Origin of the sequence: Curvibacter gracilis ATCC BAA-807, from assembly GCF_000518645.1 — a bacterium.
GTDB classification, from domain to species: domain Bacteria; phylum Pseudomonadota; class Gammaproteobacteria; order Burkholderiales; family Burkholderiaceae_C; genus Curvibacter; species Curvibacter gracilis.
Map to the genome: position 1 here is coordinate 68294 of NZ_JADZ01000017.1, position 18649 is coordinate 86942.

Genomic DNA, 18649 nt, shown 5'->3' on the forward strand with positions numbered 1-18649 from the left:
TCAGCGCGTCAGCGCGTCAGCGGCTCTCACCCACCACGCGGGCAAACACCTTCCAGAACGCCGCGTCCTGCGCCGTGGCAAAGTTGATGCGCATCAGCGTGCCCGACTTGCGGCTGGCGTGGAACAGCGCCCCCGGCGCCAGCAGGTAGCCCTCGTCCAGCATGCGCTGCGCCAGCACATCGGTGTCCACCCCCGTGTCCACCCAGCCGAACATGCCGGCCGGCTCGGCCACGAAGCGGCAGCCGGCCTGCAGCGCCAGCTTCACCGTGCGGGCCCGGGCCGCGTCCAGCCGGGTGCGGATGCGTTCGGCATGGCGGCGCAACTGCCCTTGCTCGATGCACAGGGCCAGTGCTTTTTCCAGCAACGAGGGCGTGGTCAGCGTGGCCAGCAGCTTGGTGTCCAGCAGGCGCTCCACCAGATCGGGCGGCGCGGCCAGAAAGCCCACCCGCCAGTTGGGCGCCAGGATCTTGGCAAAGCCGCTCACGTAGATGCTGCGCTGCAAGCCATCGAGCACCGTGAGCCGCGTGGCGTGGTCGGGCGCGATGTGGCCATAGGTGTCGTCTTCGACGATGTGGAAATCGTGCCGGGTGGCCAGTTGCAGCACCCGGTGCGCGCTGCCCGGGGTCAGGCAGTGGCCGGTGGGGTTGTGGAACACGCTCACACTCACGAACAGCTTGGGCGCATGCACCTCGCAATAGCGCTGCATCACCGCCAGGTCGGGGCCATCGGCCAGGCGCGGCACAGGCAGGATGCGCATGCCCAGGGCATCGAGCCGGGCAAACTCGACCGACCAGCCCGGCTCCTCCACCATCACCGGGTCGCCCGCCTTGAGCAGGGTGCGGCTCACGATGTCCAGCGCGTGCGTGGCCCCCACCGTGGTGATGATCTGCTGCGGCTGGGCCCGGATGTTGAGCCCGGCCAGACGCTGCGCCAGCACGCGGCGCAACTCGGCGTCGCCCATCGGGTCGCCATAGCGCAGCGAACTCTCCTGCAGCGCGCGCGTGCTGGTCACCTTGCGCACGGCGGCCGGCATGAAGGTGGTCTCCAGCCAGTCCGGCGGCAACACGCCCGAACCCGGCTGGGGCTTGTTCGAGGCCTGGTGGAACATGCCGCGGATCAGCGCCGCCGCATTCACATGCGAGCCCGACGGCAGGGCCTGCACCCCCTCACCCAGCACCCCGGCGGCCGCGCTGCGCTGTGGCACCGGGCCCGGAGGCTCGGGGCTGACCAGATCACGCACAAAGAAGCCGCGCTGGCGCCGCGCCTCCACCAGGCCCTGGGCCAGCAGCTGGTCGTAGGCCGCCACCACGGTGTAGGCACTGACACCCTGCTGGCGGGCGCATTCGCGCACCGAAGGCAGGCGTGCCCCGGGCGCCAGCAGGCGGGCGCGGATGCGCTCGGCAAAACGCTCGACCAGTTGTTCGGTCAGGGATTGTTGGGAGTGGCGCGTCAGCATGGGCAAAACTGTATTGAAGGTTTGACCAATACAGATTGTGAAAATGTCAGCAAAACTGTATTGGGTCTGTGTTGGTCAAAAACTATAAAGTGACCGGCATGAGCTGGCAAGAATTTTCCGCATTGCTGCTGCTGGCCACCGCCAGCAGCTTCACCCCCGGGCCCAACACCACGCTGTCGACCGCGCTGGCGGCCAACTTCGGCCTGCGCCGGGCGATGCGCTTCGTGCTGGCGGTGCCGGTGGGCTGGTCGCTGCTGCTGGCGCTGTGTTCGGCCGGGGTGGGCGCCGTGATCCTGGCCCTGCCGGCCTTGCGCTGGGCCATCCTCGCCACCGGTGTGGCCTACCTGCTGTGGCTGGCCTCGCGCCTGATGAACAGCCGCCAGCTGGCCCAGGCCGAGGCCTCGCGCCTGCAGGTCACCTTCGGCCAGGGCGTGATGCTGCAGTTCCTCAACATCAAGGCCTGGATGCTGGCCCTGTCCATCGTGGCGGGTTTTGTGGCCGGCCAGGCGCAGCCGATGCAGCGTTTTCTGCTGATCCTGCCGGTGATGCTGTGCTTTGCCTTCTTCAGCAACCTGGCCTACGCCCTGGTGGGCTCGATGCTGCGCCACTGGCTGGCCCAGGGCCAGCGCCTGCTGGTGTTCAACCGCGTCATGGCCACCGCCCTGGCGGGCACGGCGGCCTGGCTGCTCTGGAGCGCCCTGTGAGCAGCCCCTCTTCTGCCCAAGCCGATCGGCAACCTGATCGGCAACCCGACACCCAATTGCGCCGTGGCCTCTGGCTGGGCGCCCTGGGCGTGGCCATCTTCGCCCTCACCCTGCCCATGACCCGGCTGGCCGTGGGCAGCCCCGAGGCGCCCCTGATGTCCGGCCTGTTCGTGGCCATGGGCCGCGCCGTGGTGGCGGCCGCGCTGTCGGCCCTGTACCTGCTGGCCACCCGGGCGCGCTGGCCCAGCGCCGAGCAACGGCTGCCCCTGCTGCTGACAGCGCTGGGCGTGGTGTTCGGTTTTCCGCTGTTCACCTCGCTGGCCATGCGCCATGTGCAGGCCGTGCACGCCAGCGTGATCGTGGGCCTGCTGCCCCTGGCCACGGCCGCCGTGGGCGCCGTGCTGCACCGGCAGCGCCCTTCGTGGCAGTTCTGGGCCTGGGCCGGCCTGGGCAGCGCCCTGGTGGTGGTGTTCGCGCTCACCCATGCCGGCGGGGCCGGCCTGGGCCTGAGCCCGGCCGACGGCCTGCTGCTGCTGGCCATGGCCAGCGCCGCCGTGGGCTATGCCTATGGCGGGCGGCTGTCACGCCAGATGCCGGCCGAGCATGTGATCTGCTGGGCCCTGCTGCTGGGCCTGCCGCTGACGCTGCCACTGGCCTGGGGCAGCCGGCCCGAGCAGGCCCTGCCCACCTCGGCCTGGCTGGCCTTCGGCTACGTGGCCCTGTTTTCGATGTGGCTGGGCTTTTTCGCCTGGTACCGCGGCCTGGCCCTGGGCGGCACGGTGCGCGTGAGCCAGGTGCAGCTGCTGCAACCCTTTTTGTCCATGCTGTTTGCCGTGCCTTTGCTGGGCGAGCGGCTGGACCTGGGCACCGCGCTGTTCGCCGCCGCCGTGGTGCTGACCGTGTTCCTGGGACGCAAGTCGCCGGTGAACGCGCCCACAAACACCGACAATCACGTTTTGAGCTCCCTGCCAACGAAAGGAAACGCCTCATGAGCACCCCCAGCTGGACGCTGTCCACACGCGCCCAAAAGATGAATCCCTCGGCCATCCGTGAAATCCTGAAGGTCACGGAAAAGCCCGGCATCATCAGCTTTGCGGGTGGGCTGCCGTCGCCCAAGACCTTCCCGATCGAAGCCTTTGCCGCCGCCAGCGCCAAGGTCTTGCGCGAAGATGGCGCCGCCGCGCTGCAATACGCCTCCAGCGAAGGCCTGCCCGTGCTGCGCCAGTTCATCGCCGACCACCTGCCCTGGAACGTCGACCCCGACCAGGTGCTGATCACCACCGGCAGCCAGCAGGGCCTGGACCTGGTGGCCAAGATCCTGATCGACACCGGCAGCCGCATCCTGGTCGAAACCCCCACCTACCTGGGGGCATTGCAGGCCTTCACGCCCATGGAGCCCCGGGTGGCCAACGTGGCCTGTGACGAGCAAGGCCCCGACCCGGAAGACCTGGCCCGCCAGGCCCTCGGTGACGGCAGCGCAGCCGACCGCGCCCGCTTCGTCTACCTGCTGCCCAACTTCCAGAACCCCACTGGCCGCACCATGACCGAAGAGCGCCGCGCCGCCCTGGCCGCCAAGGCCGCCGAGATCGGCCTGCCCATCGTCGAGGACAACCCCTACGGCGACCTGTGGTTCGACGCCCCGCCGGCCCTGCCCCTGGCGGCCCGCAACCCCGAGAACACCATCTACCTGGGCTCGTTCTCCAAGGTGCTGGCCCCGGGCCTGCGCCTGGGCTACATCGTGGCGCCCAAGGCCATCTACCCCAAGCTGCTGCAGGCCAAGCAGGCGGCCGACCTGCACACGCCCACCTTCAACCAGCGCATGGTGGCCGAGGTGATCAAGGACGGCTTCCTGGACACCCACGTGCCCAAGATCCGCGCCCTCTACAAGGCCCAGTGCGAAGCCATGCTGGCCGCCCTGGACCGCGAGTTCGCCGGCCTGGGCGTGCAGTGGAACCGCCCGGTGGGTGGCATGTTCCTGTGGTTGCGCCTGCCCGAAGGGCTGGACAGCGTGAAGCTGCTGCCCCTGGCGGTGGAGAACAACGTGGCCTTCGTGCCCGGCGCCCCTTTCTATGCCGACCACGGCGACCCGCGCACGATGCGACTGTCCTTCGTGACCGCCAGCGTCGAGCAGATCAACATCGGCGTCGCTGCCCTCGCCAAGACCCTGCGCCAGGCGCTGGGCTGACGCGACCACCTGGCCTCGGGGATGAAGCCCCTGCCCCGAGGCAGGCACCTTCTCACCCCAAGAATCCCCGAGTGCCCCATGAGTCAACGCCCTTTCCAACAAGTCGACGTCTTCACCCAAACCGCCGGTTACGGCAACCCGCTGGCCGTGGTGCTGGATGCCAGCGGCCTGGACGACGAAGCCATGCAGCGTTTTGCGCGCTGGACCAATCTGTCCGAGACCACCTTTCTGCTGCCCCCCACCGAGGCGGGCCGCGCCCAGGGGGCCGACTACCAGGTGCGCATCTTCACCCCCGGCGGTGAACTGCCCTTTGCCGGCCACCCCACGCTGGGCAGCTGCCACGCCTGGCTGCGCGCGGGCGGCCAGCCGCGCTCGGCGGCCCACGTGGTGCAGGAATGCCGCGTCGGCCTGGTGCGCATCCGGCGCGAAGGCAGCGGCGCCGAGCAGCGCCTGGCCTTTGCCGCCCCCACGCTGCGCCGCAGCGACCCCAGCCCCACCGTGCTGTCGCAAGTGGCCAAGGCCCTGGGCCTGAAGCCCCAGCAGGTGCTGGCGGCCCAGGTGCTGGACAACGGCCCGGTCTGGATGGGCCTGTTGCTGGACCACCCGCAGACCGTGCTGGGCCTGCAACCCGACCACCTCGAACTCAAGGCCCTGGGCCAGAAGGTGGGGGTGGTGGCCATCGACCACCCCGAGGTGCGCACCGGCCTGATCGCCCGCTCCAACCGCGAAGCCCGGGCCTTCGGCGCCACCCCGCGCAGCAGCCCGGCCCCCGCCGGTGACGCCACCGCGCCCACGCTGGAAGTGCGTGCCTTTGCCGCCCCCATCGGCATCCTGGAAGACCCCGTCACCGGCAGCCTGAACGCCAGCCTGGCCCAGTGGCTGATCGCCGACGGCCATGCCCCGCGCCACTACGTGGCCGCCCAGGGCACCTGCCTGGACCGCGCCGGGCGGGTGCACATCGACTGCGACGACCAGCAACAGGTCTGGGTCGGTGGTGCCAGCGTGAGCTGCATCGAAGGCACGGTGGACCTGTGAGCACCGCCCTGCACCCCACCGGGTTGCCCAGCCTGGCCGACATCGAAGCGGCCGCCGAGGTCGTGTACCGCGCCTTCCCCGCCACGCCCCAATACCAGTGGGGCCTGCTGAGCGAGCGCCTGGGCACCTCTTGCTGGCTCAAGCACGAGAACCACACGCCGGTGGGCGCCTTCAAGATCCGTGGCGGCCTGACCTATTTCGACCAGCTCGCCCGGCGCGGCGAACTGCCGCACGAGGTGATCAGCGCCACCCGGGGCAACCACGGGCAGAGCATCGGCTGGGCCGCCCGCGCCCATGGCGTGCCCTGCACCATCGTCGTGCCGCATGGCAACTCGACCGAAAAGAACGCCGCCATGCGCTGCCTGGGGGTGAACCTGATCGAGCACGGTGACGACTTCCAGGCAGCGCGCGAACACGCCATCGCCCTGGCGCAAACCCGCGGGGCCCACATGGTGCCCAGCTTCCACCCCGATCTGCTGCGCGGCGTCAGCACCTACTGGTGGGAGTTCTTGCGCGCCGTGCCCGCGCTGGACGTGGTCTATGTGCCCATCGGCCAGGGCTCGGGCGCCTGCTCGGCCATCGCCGCCAAACAGGCGCTGGGCCACCGCGTGCGCATCGTCGGTGTGGTGAGCGCCCACGCCACCACCTATGCCGACTCGCTGGCGGCCGGCCGGGTGGTCGAAGCCCCGGTCAGCACCGTGCTGGCCGACGGCATGGCCTGCCGCGTGGCCGATGCCGCCGCCCTGGCCGTGCTGGGCCCCGGCCTGGACCACCTGGTGCAGGTCACGGATGCCGAAGTGGCCCAGGCCATGCGGGCCCTGTTCACCGACACCCACAACGTGGCCGAAGGCGCCGGCGCCGCCGCCCTGGCCGCTGCCCTGCAAGAACGCAGCACCCTGCGCGGCCAGACCGTGGGCCTGGCCCTGTCGGGAGGCAATGTCGATGCCGGTGTGATGGCTGGGGTGTTGGGCAGCGCTTGAGACCAGCGCCAGTCACGCCGAGTCAGCCGGAGATCGGCCCGCCAAGGGCCACCTCCCGAATAGGGGCTTTGGCCATGTTGCAGTGCTGGGCATGTCACAACGGCCCATCCATTTGCCACAGGAACGCAGGATCGCCCCCTCCAAACTGACCGGGTACCTGCTCCACCCCAGCAACAGCCAGGGCAAAGCGGCCTTCTTCCAGCGGATGGGCTTCAGTCTGGAAAACTGGCCTGCACTGCAGCAGGCCTTGTTGATGCATGCCGAATCAGCCACCCTGATCGGCGTGCTTGCCGGGCACAAGGGCCTGCTAACCCTGATTTCACCGGTGCGAACCTTCGGGTTGGAGCCCAAAAGGCCGATCGCGGCGTTGCCAATCCTCGCTGGGTCACCGACCCAGCTGCGGTTGGCGCCTTGCGCTAGGCCTTTTGGACCTCCAACGCATCCGGTGAAATCAGGGTTAACAGGCCCTATGGGAACGCTACATTCTCAGCGGTCCACTGCTGACGCCCATCGGACGTGTGCCGCCCCCCTTGCTGACCGCCGTCTGGATGCGTGAACACAGCCAGCACTGGGCCAAACTCATCACGGCTTACCCCAGCTAAGCCCAACAGGAGCCATCCATGTTCAAGGAACACAGTCAGGTTGCCCTGTCCAGCCCACTGCCCCACCTGGGCCTGCCTGCAGGCGCTTTGGGGGTAGTGATCCATGTGCATGGCCAGGGCGTGGCCTACGAGGTGGAGTTCTTCGACGCCAGCGAACGCACCCTGGGCGTTGAAACCCTGTCTGCACAACAGTTGAAGGCCACGGCGTTCCCACCTGGGGTGCACCCGGCCCACGCGTAGTCCCACCCCAGTGCCGTCACCCAGGTGACGGTTTTCCGACGAATCGGTCGCCGCGGCGACTGTGCGGTCTGAGGGCGCTTGACAGAATCCGCCCATGGGAACCCTCTACCTTGTGCGCCATGGCCAGGCCTCGTTTGGTGCCGACGATTACGACCGCCTCAGCGAGCTCGGTCACCGCCAGAGCGAACGCCTGGGCGAGTACTTCAAAGGCAAGGGCCTGGAATTCCAGGCCGTCATCACCGGCACCTTGCGCCGCCACCAGGAAACCTTTGCCGGCATCGCCCGCGGCCTGGACTGGCAGGCCCAGCCCGTGCTCTGGCCCGGCCTCAACGAGTACGACAGCGAGGCGGTGATCCACGCGATCCACCCCATGCCCCTGCCCAAGCCGGACACGCCCGAGCTCTACCGGCACCACTTCCGCCTGCTGCGCGACGGCCTGACGCAATGGATGGCCGGGGTGGTCAGCCCGCGTGGCATGCCCAGCTACAACGACTTCGTGCACGGCGTGAGCAGTGCCCTGGACCACGTGCGCCAGAACTGCGAGGGCAACGTGCTGCTGGTCTCCAGCGGCGGGCCCATCTCGACCGCGGTGGGCCACATCCTGGGCACCACACCTGAAGCCACTATCGAGCTCAACCTGCGCATCCGCAACAGTTCGGTGACCGAATTCCACTTCACCCCCAAGCGGCATTCGTTGGTCACCTACAACACCCTGCCCCACCTGGACCACCCCGACCACGCCAGCTGGATCACCCACGCCTGAGCGCGTGTTCGAACGCTGAACACGCCCCCCGGGTTTGTCCGCGCTCGGCGGCGGGTTTTTACGGTTGTACGGCGGCAACCGGCCTGTCGATACTGAAAGCATGTTGAGCGCACCTGCCCCCCTCACCCCACTGGCCCCTGAGCCGTCCGGTGCTTTGCTGCCCGGGGCCTGCGGCGTGGTGCTTCAAGGGGGCAGCAAGACCGCCTTGCAGCAGGGCCACTGGCAGTTGATGGAACAGCTGCAGCAACTGGGCCTGGCCAGCCTGGTCGATGTTCAATTGCTGCCTGGCGACGCCACCACGGCGCCCGCACTCCAGGTGGCGCTGCAACCCACCCTGATCGAGCACTGGGCCCCGGGCCATGACACCCGGGCCCTGTCCAGAACCCTGGCGCTGGACACCCGGCACGCCGACGACTTGGCGCGCGAGATCATCGTGGCCTTGCTGGCCAGCCCGGTGGCCTTCGTGTTTCCCAGCCATGCCGAATGGGCGGCCGCCGTGCGGGTGCGCCAGGCCATCGTGCAGGCGGCACGCGACACCCGACTCCACCCCGACCCAGCCGGGCCGCGCCATCCCGCCGAGGATTGGCTGCTGCAGCCGGGTCGCCCCCCTCTGCTGCGCCCCGAGCGCCCCTTGACGGCCGCCCTGCAGGCCCTGCTGCAGCCCGCCCAGGGCCCGGGGTTTGCGCTGTCACCCTACCGCGCCTCGGAGTACGTGCTGCTGCTGGGCCTGGCCGAAGAGACCCGGCGCCACCACCCGGCGCTGTACGGCCGCCTGCAGACCCGCTTCCAGCACCGCCCGGTGCGTGACTGCGAATTCCACCAGGCGCTGATGCGCCAGATCGGCAGCCCGCACGCCCCCTTGCCCAGCGGCTTTGCGGTGCCCGGTGACCGGGTCTGGCTGCGCCCGCCGCCCGACCCGAGGGCAACGGACACGGACCGGCCCATGGGCGGGCGCTGGGCCATCTACCTGGGGCAGGGGCATTACCGTGAGTTTGAATTGCCGCTCAAACTCAGCGAGCAGCGCCCCTGGCACAGCCCGGAGCACACCGCCCACTGGCAACCCATGCGCGAGTTTCCGCGCCTGCTGTGCCCGGGCAGCAGCGACATCACGCTCTGAGCCCACCCGCCGGCCTTGAACCTCTGCGGGCTGGCACGGCAACTGCATGGCGACGGGCATGGCCCAGCCCCCGAAACCGATCCCTCCTTCCAGCCGGGCAACGGCCACCGACTGGCACGCCCAGGAACTGCTGCTGATGCACGAGGTGATGCGCCTGGTGGGCCGCAGCCTCAGCCCCGAGACCGTGCTGCGCGAGATGCTGCACCTGATGAGCGAGCTGCTGGGCCTGAACCGGGGCCGCATCGTGCTGCGCGAGCCTGAATCGACTCAGGCCAGCATCCAGCATGCCTACGGCCTGACAGCCGCCGAATGTCAGCGCGGCCAGTATGCGCTGGGCGAAGGCATCACCGGGCGGGTGCTGGCCAGCGGGCAAGCGGCCATCGTGCAGGACATCGACCATGAGCCCTTGTTCCTGTTCCGCTCGGTGCAACGCGCCGACCTGCCCCCCGAAACCGTGGCCTTCATCGCCTTGCCGATCACGGCCAACGGCCAGACCCTGGGCGTGCTGGCCTGCCACCGACTCCGCAGCCGCCAGCGCCACCTGAACGACGACCTGGCGCTGTTGCGCGTGCTGGCCACCCTGGCCGGGCAGTTGCTGCAGTTGCAGCAACTGGTGAGCGAACAGACGCGCCAGCTCGAAGCCCGCAACACCCAGCTGGCGCGTGCCCTGCAAACCCAGGCGGCACGCTACGGCCTGATCGGCAGCTCACCCGCCTTGCTGCAGGCGCTGGGTGAGCTTGAGCAGGTCTCGCAGGCCAGCGTGAGCGTGCTGCTGCTGGGTGAATCGGGCACCGGCAAGGAACTGTTCGCCCGCGCCGTGCACCTGGCCAGCGGGCGGCGCGACCAGCCCTTCATCAAGGTGAACTGCGCCGCCATTCCCGAGACGCTGTTCGAATCCGAGCTGTTCGGACACGAGAAAGGCGCCTTCACCGGCGCCGTGGCGGCGCGCCCGGGCTGGTTCGAGCAGGCCGATGGCGGCACCCTGTTCCTGGACGAGGTGGGCGAGCTGCCCCTGGGCCTGCAATCCAAACTGCTGCGCACGCTGCAGGAGGGCACCCTGGTGCGCCTGGGGGGACGGCGCGAACAGCGGGTGGACGTGCGCCTGGTGGCCGCCACCCACCGCGACCTGTCGGCGGACGTGCAGGCGGGCCGCTTCCGCCAGGATCTGTATTACCGGCTCAATGTGATCCCGATCCGCTTGCCCTCGTTGCGCGAGCGGCGCGAAGACATCCAGGCCCTGGCCCTGCATTTCGTGAGCCGCGCCAACCAGGCCCACCAGCGCAACGTGAACCTCACGCCCGAGGCGCTGCAAGCCCTGGCGCAACAAGACTGGCCCGGCAACATCCGCGAGCTGGGCAATTTCATCGAACGCCTGGTGCTGTTGAGCGGACACAGCTCGGTGACCCAGGCCCAGTTGCTGCGCCTGCTGCGCCAAAGCCAGAGCGGGGCCCAGGCCGACAACACCCCCGCCCCCGCCCTCGCCCCGGCACGGGCCTGGCCCGGCAGGCCGGCAGACGATGCCGCGCCCGCTCCGCTGGTGCGCGACTACCAGAGCACCCACGCCCACCCGGTGGCCCAGTTGCAGGAGGCCTTGCAGCGGCACCACGGCAACCAGTCGCGCGCGGCCCAAAGCCTGGGCCTGACCCTGCGCCAGTTTGCCTACCGCCTGCGCAAGGCCGGCTTGCGCTGAACCAGGGTCGACAAATTGTCGACATTAGGTCGACACGGCAGAGATGGAAAACAAGGTTCAGCACCCGCAATTGCTTCTCTATTGATAGCAGGCATTCCAATCTGATCAATCCCCCGAGACGGATCTACCCCTGCCAGGCCAAGCCTGGCACACCGGTTGCAAAGAAGCAGGCATGCCTGGGCTGTCAGCCCTGCGCTTTCCCCCCACCAAGGACCTGCACCATGACCGAAGCCTCCGCACTCGACACCCCCACCACCGTCAAGGCCTACCTGCGCCCCATCGACAGCGAAGGCCTGGCCGCCTTTGCCGCCAAGGGCCGGGCCAACCCCGCCAGCCGCGGCACCAACAAGGTCCACACCGTGATGGAGGGGCAGTACCGCTCGCTCAGCACCGTGGGCCAGCACAGCCCGGTGGTGGTGGACGAGCCCCTGCACCTGTTCGGCCAGGACACCGCGCCCGCCCCGGGCGAGATCGTGCTGTCTGGTCTGGGCGGCTGTCTGGCCGTGGGCATCACCGCCGTGGCCACCTGGAAGCAGGTCAAGCTGAGCAGGCTGGAGGTGTTCCTGGAGGGCGACATCGGCAACCCGGCCGCCTGGGGAGCCGGCGGCGCGCTCGAAAAGACCCCCCCGGAAATGGGCTTCCAGGCCATCCGCGTGAAGGTGGTGGTGGAAGGCGACGCCCCGCGCGAAGTGCTGGACGAGATCGTGCAGCACGCCAACTTCTACTCGCCGGTGGCCAACACCTTGCGCAACCCGATCCCGTTCACGATCAGCCTGGCTGATTGAGCGATGGAACCGCCGCCGGCGCCGACCCGCAGCCCCTGCCCCTCCAGCCACCCCAAGGACTTGAGCATGAACCCCGCTGACCTGCCCCCCGACGTTCGAGCCGGCGACCTGCTGGCAGCCACCCGCGCCCTGGCCCAGGGCCCGCTGCGCGAGCAGGTCCAGGCCATCGACCGCGAAGGCCTGTATCCACGGGCACTGCTGCAAGAGCTGGCCGCCGCCGGGGCCATGAGCGCCCACCTGGACAGCGACCAGGGCCCGGGCGACTACGCGCTGGCCATCCAGGCCATGGCCGAGGTGTCGCGGGTGTGCGGCGCCACCGGCTTCATGATGTGGTGCCAGGCTGTGGCGGGCCTGTACCTGCAGCAGTCGGGCCAGCCGGCATTGCGCGGCGAGGTGCTGGCAGCCCATGTGAGCGGCAAGCGCCTGGGCGGCACCGCCCTGTCCAACCCCATGAAGAGCTTTGCGCAGATCGAAAGCCTGCTGCTCAAGGCCACCCCGGTGCCCGGCGGCTACCGGGTCAGCGGCACCCTGCCCTGGGTCAGCAACCTGGGCCCAGACCACTACTGCGGCGCCATCGCTGCGGTACAGACCGGGGAGGGCGCCGCCGCGCCGCACGAGATCATGTTCCTGCTGCGCTGCGATGCGCCCGGGGTGACGCTGCGCGAGTGCCCCTCGTTCTCGGGCATGGAGGGCACGGCCACCTATGCGCTGCGCGTGAAAGACCTGTTCGTGGGCGAGGGCGAACTCATGGCCGACCCGGCACGCCCTTTCATCGCCCGCATCCGGGCCGCCTTTGTGATGCTGCAATGCGGCATGGCCGTGGGCATCACCCAGGGCGCCATCGACTCCATGTGGGAGGTCGAGCCCCAGTTGGGCCACGTCAACCAGTACCTGGAAGACCGGCCCGACGCGCTGCAGGCCGAGCTCGATGGCCTGAGCCAGCGTGTCATGCAGTTGGCCCGCACCCCCTACAACACCGACAAGGACTTTTTCATCGACGTGCTGGATGCCCGCGCCCATGGGGCCGAACTGTGCCTGCGCGCGGCCCAGTCGGCCCTGATGCACCAGGGCGCGCGCGGCTACCTGATGAGCTCGGAGGTGCAACGCCGGGTGCGTGAATCGCACTTCGTGGCCATCGTCACGCCCGCCATCAAGCACCTGCGCAAGGAAATCGCAAGGCTGAGCGCCGAGGAGCTGCCGGCATGATCCCCACCGGCCCCACCGGCCCCACCGCCCCCCGGCCCGACGCCCACCCCAGCCCCGTGGGCCTGGCCATCGAGGCCCTGGCCCCGGCCTGGCAGACCTACATCTGCCACGCCTGCGGTTACCTGTATGACGAAGCGCTGGGCGACCCGGACAGCGGCCTGCCCCCAGGCACCCGCTTCGCCGACATCCCGGACGATTGGGCCTGCCCGCTGTGCGGGGTGAGCAAGAGCGACTTTTCGCCCTACACCGCGCCCAGCCCGGAGCGCCTGCGTCAGCCCCTGCCGCAGCCGCCAGCCCCCCAGGGCCATGCCCTTCGGGGCGATGCGGGCATCGTCATCGTGGGCGCCGGCAAAGCGGGCTGGCAACTGGCCGAAGCCCTGCGCCAGCACGATGCCGACCTGCCCATCACCCTGGTCAGCGCCTGCGCCGGCGACCGTTACGACAAGCCCCTGCTCTCGGTCGCCCTGGCGCGCCAACTGCCCCCCGAAGGCCTGGTCAAGGAAAGCGGGCCCGATGCGGCCCGGCGCCTGAACCTGCGCCTGCTGCCCCACACGCAGGCGGTGCGCATCTGTGCCGAAACGCGGCAACTGCGCACCACCCGGGGCAACCTGGGCTACCGCCAACTGGTGCTGGCCCATGGGGCCGAGGCCGCGCTGCCGGCGGGGCTGGCGCCCGGTCTGTGCTGGCGCATCAACCACCTGGCGGCCTACCAGCGCCTGCGCCAGGCCCTGGGCGACAGCCCGCGCGAGGTGCTGGTGCTGGGCGCCGGCCTGATCGGTTGCGAACTGGCCAACGATCTGGCCCTGGGCGGCCACCGCGTGCGCCTGCTGGACACCGCCAGCGAACCCCTGGCCCGCTGGCAGGCCCAGGCAGCCGGGGCCCAGCTGCTGGCCGCCTGGCAGGGCCTGCCCATCACCTTCGAGGGGGGGCAGACCGTGGCCAGCGTGACACGCTCGGCCGACAGCGGGCGCTACCACGTGCACACCGCGGGCGGCCAGCACCACGAGGTGGACCAGGTGGTGGTGGCCGCCGGCCTGCACACCCCCGGCCGCCTGGCACGCAGCGCCGGACTGCAATGGCGCGATGGGATCGCGGTGGACCCGGCCACACTGGCCACCAGCCGACCCGGCATCCACGCCCTGGGCGACTGCATCACCGTCGAGGGGGTGGCCAGCCGCTACATCGAACCGATTGCCCGCCAGGTCAGCACCCTGGCAGCGGCCTTGCTGGGCCTGGCGGCCGTGCCTTACGAGGCCAGGCCGGCGCTGGTGCGGGTCAAGACCAGCTCGCACCCGCTGACGCTGCACTGAAGGCCAACACGCCCCGGATTCGATCCAGATCAAGGAACAGCGCCGTGACACGGCCCGGCCACGCCGCTGTCAAATCACTTTCATGCGGGCCGGTCACGCTGCGGTCATTCCTTTTTCATGACCTAGGAGTTTGCCGTGCGTGATTTCCTGCAGAAAGTCGACACCCTGCGCTGGGACGACCACCGTTACTACCACCAGTGCCGCATCAACCAGACGCTGCACCTGATCAGCGCCATCAGCTTCCTGTGCGCCTACGCCTTGCTGTTCGTCGACCCGGCGGCCGCCGCGATGGTGGGCTGGCTGGTGGGCATGGTGACGCGCCAGTCGGGCCATATCTTCTTCGAGCCGCGCGGCTACGACAGCGTCAACCAGGCCACCGACGCCCACAAGGAGGCCATCAAGGTGGGCTACAACATGCGCCGCAAGGCCATCCTGATCGGGGTCTGGCTGGCGCTGCCGGCCGTGCTGGCCTGGCGCCGTGACCTGTTCGGGCTGATCCACCCCGACACCGGCCTGGCCGGCTACGCCCACGATGTGGGCCTGCTGTGGCTGGCCCTGGGGGTCACCGGGCTGCTGCTGCGCACCCTGCACCTGTTCGTGCTGCGCAGCCCGGCCTGGGGCCTGGCCTGGGCCTTCAAGATCATCACCGACCCGATCCACAACGTGCAGATCTACTGGCGCTCGCCGCTGGCCCTGCTGCGCGGCGAGCGGCTGGACCCGATGCAGGCGCCCCACCCCTGAGAGCCCCGGCGGGCTTCGCGATTGCATGTTTCTTGCATGATCGGCGCACCCAAGCCCACCGACCATGCGCCTGAAACGTTCACCTCACCACCGCTTCCATGCCCATGCCTTGCTGACCCTGGCCTGCTGCTCGGCAGGCCTGGCCGCCGCGCAAAGCGGTGCCGACAGCAGCCGCCCCGGCACCGAAGCCGCCTGCCGCGCCGAGGTGTCGAAGTTCGAGCAGGCCATCGGCTACATCCGCCGCACCCAGGGCAATGCTGCAGCGGCAGACCTCAAGGAGAAGCTGCTGCCTGCCCAGCTGGAGAACGAGATCCTGTTCAAGGCCGGCTACTGCGGGCTGGCCCGCCACATCCGCGAGCACAAGCTCAATCGCTGAGGGCCGGCCGGGGTGTGGAACGGGGCACCCAATGCACAGGGGCTTCCGCGGCTGCGGTGTCCTGGCTGCGCGCCCGCAGCTGGCCGCAGCCGCCGTCCACGTCCTGCCCGGCCGACTGGCGCAGCTTGGTCAGCACGCCGCGCCGGTGCAGCTGGCGGGCGATCTCGGCGGCGCGCTCCCAGCTGGGGCGTTTGAAGGCCAGATCGGGCACGCTGTTGTAGGGGATCATGTTGAGCACGCCGTACTTGCCCTGCAGCAGGCGCACGATGCCATCCAGTTCCTCATCGCTGTCGTTGAGGCCCTCGATCAGCGTCCACTGGTACTGGATCGGGTAGCCGGTGGTGCGGGCATAGTGCTCGCCCTGCGCCACCAGCTCGTCGGGGCTGATGCGGGGCGCGCGCGGCAGCAGTTGCTCGCGCAGCTCGGCCCGCGTGGTGTGCAGCGACAGGGCCAGCGCAGGCTTGACCCGCCCCTGCGGCAGGCGCTCGAACACCCGCGGGTCGCCCACGGTCGAGAACACCAGGTTCTTGTGGCCGATGTTGCCCACCGTGCCCAGCAGCTCGATGGCTTCGAGCACGTTGTCCAGGTTGTGGGCCGGCTCGCCCATGCCCATGAACACCACTTTCTTGACCGGCCGCAGCGTGCGGGCCAGGGCCACCTGGGCCACGATCTCGGCGCTGCCCACCTGGCGCAACAGGCCTTCGCGCCCGGTCATGCAGAACACGCAGCCCACGGCACAGCCCACCTGGGTGGACACGCACAGGCCATCGCGCGGCAGCAGCACGCTCTCCACGGTCTGGCCGTCGGCCAGCGCCACCAGCAGGCGGGCCGAGCCGTCTTCGCCCGGGTGCTGCGAGCGCAGCGTGGCCAGGCCGGCCAGCTCGGCGCTCAGGGCGGGCAGCCTATCGCGCACCGTGGCGGGCATGAAGTCTTCCAGCCGCCGGCGGCCGCTGTCCTGCGGCTTGGCCTGGGCCCACAGGCGCAGCACCCGCTGCTCGTGGGCGGGGCCGGCGCCGTGGGCGCGCAGTTGCTGGCGGATGGATTCGATGCGCATGGAGAAAACCGGGGCCTCAGAAGAAAACGGCCCCGAGCTTAACGCCTGCGCCCGCCCCGCGGGCGGGCTCAGTAGGTCTTGTAGGGCAGGAACTTGCCCGACAGCACCACGTTCACACGGTCGCCCTTGGGGTCGGCCTGGCGCTGGATGTCCATGCTGAAGTCGATGGCGCTCATGATGCCGTCGCCGAACTCTTCATGGATCAGCTCCTTGATGGTGCTGCCGTAGACGCTCACGATCTCGTACCAGCGGTAGATCAGCGGGTCGGTGGGCACGGGGGTGGGCAGCGAGCCCTTGTAGGGCACCACGCACAGCCATTTCTGTTCGTCGGCGGTGAGGCCGAAGATCTTGCCCAGCACCTTGGCCTGTTCGGGCGTGGCGGTCATCTGGCCCAGGCACAGGGCGGTGGTCCACTCCTTGGACTGGCCCAGCTTCTTGGCCACGGCCTCCCACTTGATGCCTTTTTGCACCTTGGTGCCGATGATTTTCTCGGTGACGTCATTGCGGTTCATGTTGGCTCCTTTGAAAAGAACAGGGTGAGCAGGTTGAAAAATCGGGGCCGAGCCCCGCCCCGGCCGCTGCCTGAAGGGCGGCGGTCTGAAGGGCTGCGGTCTGAAGGCAGCTCGGCGAGGGAAATCAGTGCGCCTTGGCGCGGCTGACCAGAAAGTCGACCACGTGGTTGCGCAGCTCGTAGTAGCCGTCGAGGTGGTGCAGGCTGGCCCGGTTGCGCGCGCGCGGCAAAGGGTTGACCACCACCTCGGCCAGGCCGCCCGGGCGATAACCCTGCGGGGTGTCGTTGCCATTGCTCATGAGCAGGATGCGGTCGGCCAGCAGGATGGCTTCGTCCACATCGTGGGTGATCATGAACACGGTCTGCTGGGTCTGGCGCACGATGCCCATCAGCTCGTCCTGGATGGTGCCGCGGGTGAGTGCATCCAGCGCGCCGAAGGGCTCGTCCAGCAACAGCATCTTGGGGCTGATGCTGAAGGCCCGGGCAATGCCCACGCGCTGCTTCATGCCGCCCGACAGGGCCGAGGGCTTCTTGTCGATGGCCGCGCTCAGGCCCACCATCTCGACGAACTTCTCCAGGTGCACATTGACCTTGGCGGCATTCCATTCGGGCCAGCGCGACTTGACCGCAAAGGCGATGTTCTGGCGCACGGTGAGCCAGGGCATCAGGGCGTGGCTCTGGAACACCACGCCCCGCTCCAGGCTGGGCCCGGCGATCTCGCGCCCATCCATGTAGGCATAGCCTGAGCTGGCCTGGTCCAGCCCGGCCAACACGTTCAGGATGGTGGTCTTGCCACAGCCCGAATGGCCGATGATGCAGACGAACTCACCCCGCGCCAGCGAGAAGGACACATCCGAGAACACCGGGCGCGCCGGGTCGTAGGCCTTGCTCAGCGCTTCGACTTTTAGAAATCCGTCCACCTTGGGGTTCCTTTCAGGTTGTCGGGTGGCCGCGCTGGCCGTGCCCAGGGCGGCCTGCGCCGCGCGCTTGCCCACATCACTCCACATAGGTCACCGCCTTCTGCAAGCGGCCAAAGGCCAGGTCCAGCAGCATGCCGACCACACCGATGACCAGCACCGCAAAGATCACGCTGGTGAGCGACAGGTTGTTCCACTCGTTCCAGACGAAGTAACCGATGCCGGTGCCGCCCACCAGCATCTCGGCCGCCACGATCACCAGCCAGGCGATGCCCATGCTGATGCGCATTCCGGTGAGGATGGTGGGCGCCGCGGCCGGCAGGATCACCAGCAGGGCGCGGCGCAGCGGGTTGACCTCGAGCGTGGCCGACACATTGAGCCACTCGCGCTTGACCGAGGCCACGCCGAAGGCGGTGTTGACCAGCATGGGCCAGATCGAGCAGATGAAGATCACGAAGATGCCCGAGATCGACGAGTCCTTGATGGTGTAGAGCGCCAGCGGCATCCAGGCCAGGGGGCTGATGGGCTTGAGCACCTGGATGAAGGGGTCGAAGGCCCGGCGCAGCAGGGGCGACATGCCGATCACAAAGCCCAGCGGGATGGCCACCAGACAGGCCAGGCCGAACCCCAGGCCGACCCGCGCCAGCGAATAGGCCAGCTGGATGCCGATGCCCTTGTCATTGGGGCCCTTGTCGTAGAACGGGTCGCGCAGTTGCTGCCAGGCCGCGGTGGCGGTCTGCATCGGGGTCGGAAAGCCACCCGACCTGGTGCTGCCCCCGGCCTCGGCCGGGGCAGCCGCGCCGGGGTCCTTGCCCATCATCTTGAGGTACTCGATCTGCTCGGCGCTGAGGGTCTTGGCGGGGGCGGGCGCCGGCGCATCGGGCAGGGTGGCCGTGCGCCAGACCGCCAGCAACACCACCAGCATCAGCACCGACAGCACACCAGCCCGAAAGCCCAGGGATTTGAAAGGGCTCATG

General features: G+C 69.2%; 20 protein-coding genes. 15 read left to right on the forward strand and 5 right to left on the reverse strand.

What is annotated here, in order from left to right; all coding sequences use genetic code 11:
* Positions 1-16: 16 nt before the first annotated feature.
* Complete coding sequence (locus L880_RS0115145) at positions 17-1456, reverse strand: aminotransferase-like domain-containing protein (protein WP_027476404.1); 1440 nt, start codon at positions 1454-1456, stop codon at positions 17-19.
* A 98-nt stretch (positions 1457-1554) separates the two neighbouring features.
* On the opposite strand from L880_RS0115145, the gene L880_RS0115150 reads away from it, so the two are divergent.
* The 15 genes from L880_RS0115150 (at position 1555) to L880_RS36155 (ending at position 15190) form a co-directional block, all read left to right on the forward strand.
* On the forward strand, positions 1555-2160 hold the full coding sequence (locus tag L880_RS0115150) for a LysE family translocator (RefSeq protein WP_027476405.1): 606 nt from the start codon (positions 1555-1557) through the stop codon (positions 2158-2160).
* Complete coding sequence (locus L880_RS32480; protein ID WP_157462899.1) at positions 2157-3152, forward strand: DMT family transporter; 996 nt, start codon at positions 2157-2159, stop codon at positions 3150-3152. Before L880_RS0115150 ends, L880_RS32480 begins: the two co-directional genes overlap by 4 nt.
* A complete protein-coding gene (locus L880_RS0115160; RefSeq protein WP_027476406.1) occupies positions 3149-4345 on the forward strand; it encodes an aminotransferase-like domain-containing protein in 1197 nt (398 codons plus the stop codon). Before L880_RS32480 ends, L880_RS0115160 begins: the two co-directional genes overlap by 4 nt.
* Before the next feature lie 78 nt (positions 4346-4423).
* Complete coding sequence (locus L880_RS0115165; RefSeq protein WP_027476407.1) at positions 4424-5380, forward strand: PhzF family phenazine biosynthesis protein; 957 nt, start codon at positions 4424-4426, stop codon at positions 5378-5380.
* Entirely contained in the window at positions 5377-6360 is a 984-nt protein-coding gene (locus L880_RS0115170; RefSeq protein ID WP_027476408.1) for a threonine dehydratase, read from the forward strand. Before L880_RS0115165 ends, L880_RS0115170 begins: the two co-directional genes overlap by 4 nt.
* A gap of 91 nt (positions 6361-6451) precedes the next feature.
* Positions 6452-6916, forward strand: a complete 465-nt coding sequence (locus L880_RS36815) for a DUF6883 domain-containing protein (RefSeq protein WP_425389191.1) — start codon at positions 6452-6454, stop codon at positions 6914-6916.
* Between the two features lie 64 nt (positions 6917-6980).
* Positions 6981-7202 carry a DUF4926 domain-containing protein gene (locus L880_RS0115175; protein ID WP_019576296.1) on the forward strand — a complete coding sequence of 74 codons (222 nt, stop codon included), beginning with the start codon at positions 6981-6983 and terminating at the stop codon, positions 7200-7202.
* 94 nt (positions 7203-7296) lie between these two features.
* A complete protein-coding gene (locus L880_RS0115180; RefSeq protein ID WP_027476409.1) occupies positions 7297-7965 on the forward strand; it encodes a histidine phosphatase family protein in 669 nt (222 codons plus the stop codon).
* 100 nt (positions 7966-8065) lie between these two features.
* Positions 8066-9082 carry a hypothetical protein gene (locus L880_RS32485; RefSeq protein WP_157462901.1) on the forward strand — a complete coding sequence of 339 codons (1017 nt, stop codon included), beginning with the start codon at positions 8066-8068 and terminating at the stop codon, positions 9080-9082.
* Positions 9083-9140: 58 nt separating this feature from the next.
* The gene (locus L880_RS0115190; RefSeq protein WP_027476410.1) at positions 9141-10772 is read left to right on the forward strand and encodes a sigma-54 interaction domain-containing protein; all 1632 of its coding nucleotides are present in this window, start codon (positions 9141-9143) and stop codon (positions 10770-10772) included.
* Between the two features lie 221 nt (positions 10773-10993).
* Complete coding sequence (locus L880_RS0115195) at positions 10994-11557, forward strand: OsmC family protein (protein WP_027476411.1); 564 nt, start codon at positions 10994-10996, stop codon at positions 11555-11557.
* A gap of 66 nt (positions 11558-11623) precedes the next feature.
* On the forward strand, positions 11624-12763 hold the full coding sequence (locus L880_RS0115200; protein WP_027476412.1) for an acyl-CoA dehydrogenase family protein: 1140 nt from the start codon (positions 11624-11626) through the stop codon (positions 12761-12763).
* Positions 12760-14073: an FAD-dependent oxidoreductase gene (locus tag L880_RS0115205; RefSeq protein ID WP_051443340.1), complete on the forward strand. Its 1314-nt coding sequence runs from the start codon at positions 12760-12762 to the stop codon at positions 14071-14073. The genes L880_RS0115200 and L880_RS0115205 overlap by 4 nt, the downstream gene beginning before the upstream one ends.
* Positions 14074-14208: 135 nt before the next feature.
* Positions 14209-14814: a hypothetical protein gene (locus tag L880_RS0115210; RefSeq protein ID WP_027476414.1), complete on the forward strand. Its 606-nt coding sequence runs from the start codon at positions 14209-14211 to the stop codon at positions 14812-14814.
* A gap of 64 nt (positions 14815-14878) precedes the next feature.
* On the forward strand, positions 14879-15190 hold the full coding sequence (locus L880_RS36155; protein ID WP_211245322.1) for a hypothetical protein: 312 nt from the start codon (positions 14879-14881) through the stop codon (positions 15188-15190).
* Here L880_RS36155 and L880_RS0115220 read toward each other — a convergent pair.
* The 4 genes from L880_RS0115220 to ntrB all read right to left on the reverse strand — a co-directional run bounded on the left by L880_RS0115220 (position 15180) and on the right by ntrB (position 18648).
* Entirely contained in the window at positions 15180-16244 is a 1065-nt protein-coding gene (locus L880_RS0115220) for an RNA methyltransferase (RefSeq protein ID WP_027476416.1), read from the reverse strand. The genes L880_RS36155 and L880_RS0115220 overlap by 11 nt on opposite strands.
* Positions 16245-16312: 68 nt before the next feature.
* Complete coding sequence (gene cynS, locus L880_RS0115225) at positions 16313-16756, reverse strand: cyanase (RefSeq protein ID WP_019576305.1); 444 nt, start codon at positions 16754-16756, stop codon at positions 16313-16315.
* A 124-nt stretch (positions 16757-16880) separates the two neighbouring features.
* Positions 16881-17762: an ABC transporter ATP-binding protein gene (locus tag L880_RS0115230; RefSeq protein ID WP_027476417.1), complete on the reverse strand. Its 882-nt coding sequence runs from the start codon at positions 17760-17762 to the stop codon at positions 16881-16883.
* Positions 17752-18648, reverse strand: coding sequence for a nitrate ABC transporter permease (gene ntrB, locus L880_RS0115235; RefSeq protein WP_027476418.1), 897 nt, complete (start codon positions 18646-18648; stop codon positions 17752-17754). The genes L880_RS0115230 and ntrB overlap by 11 nt, the downstream gene beginning before the upstream one ends.
* Position 18649: the final 1 nt, after the last annotated feature.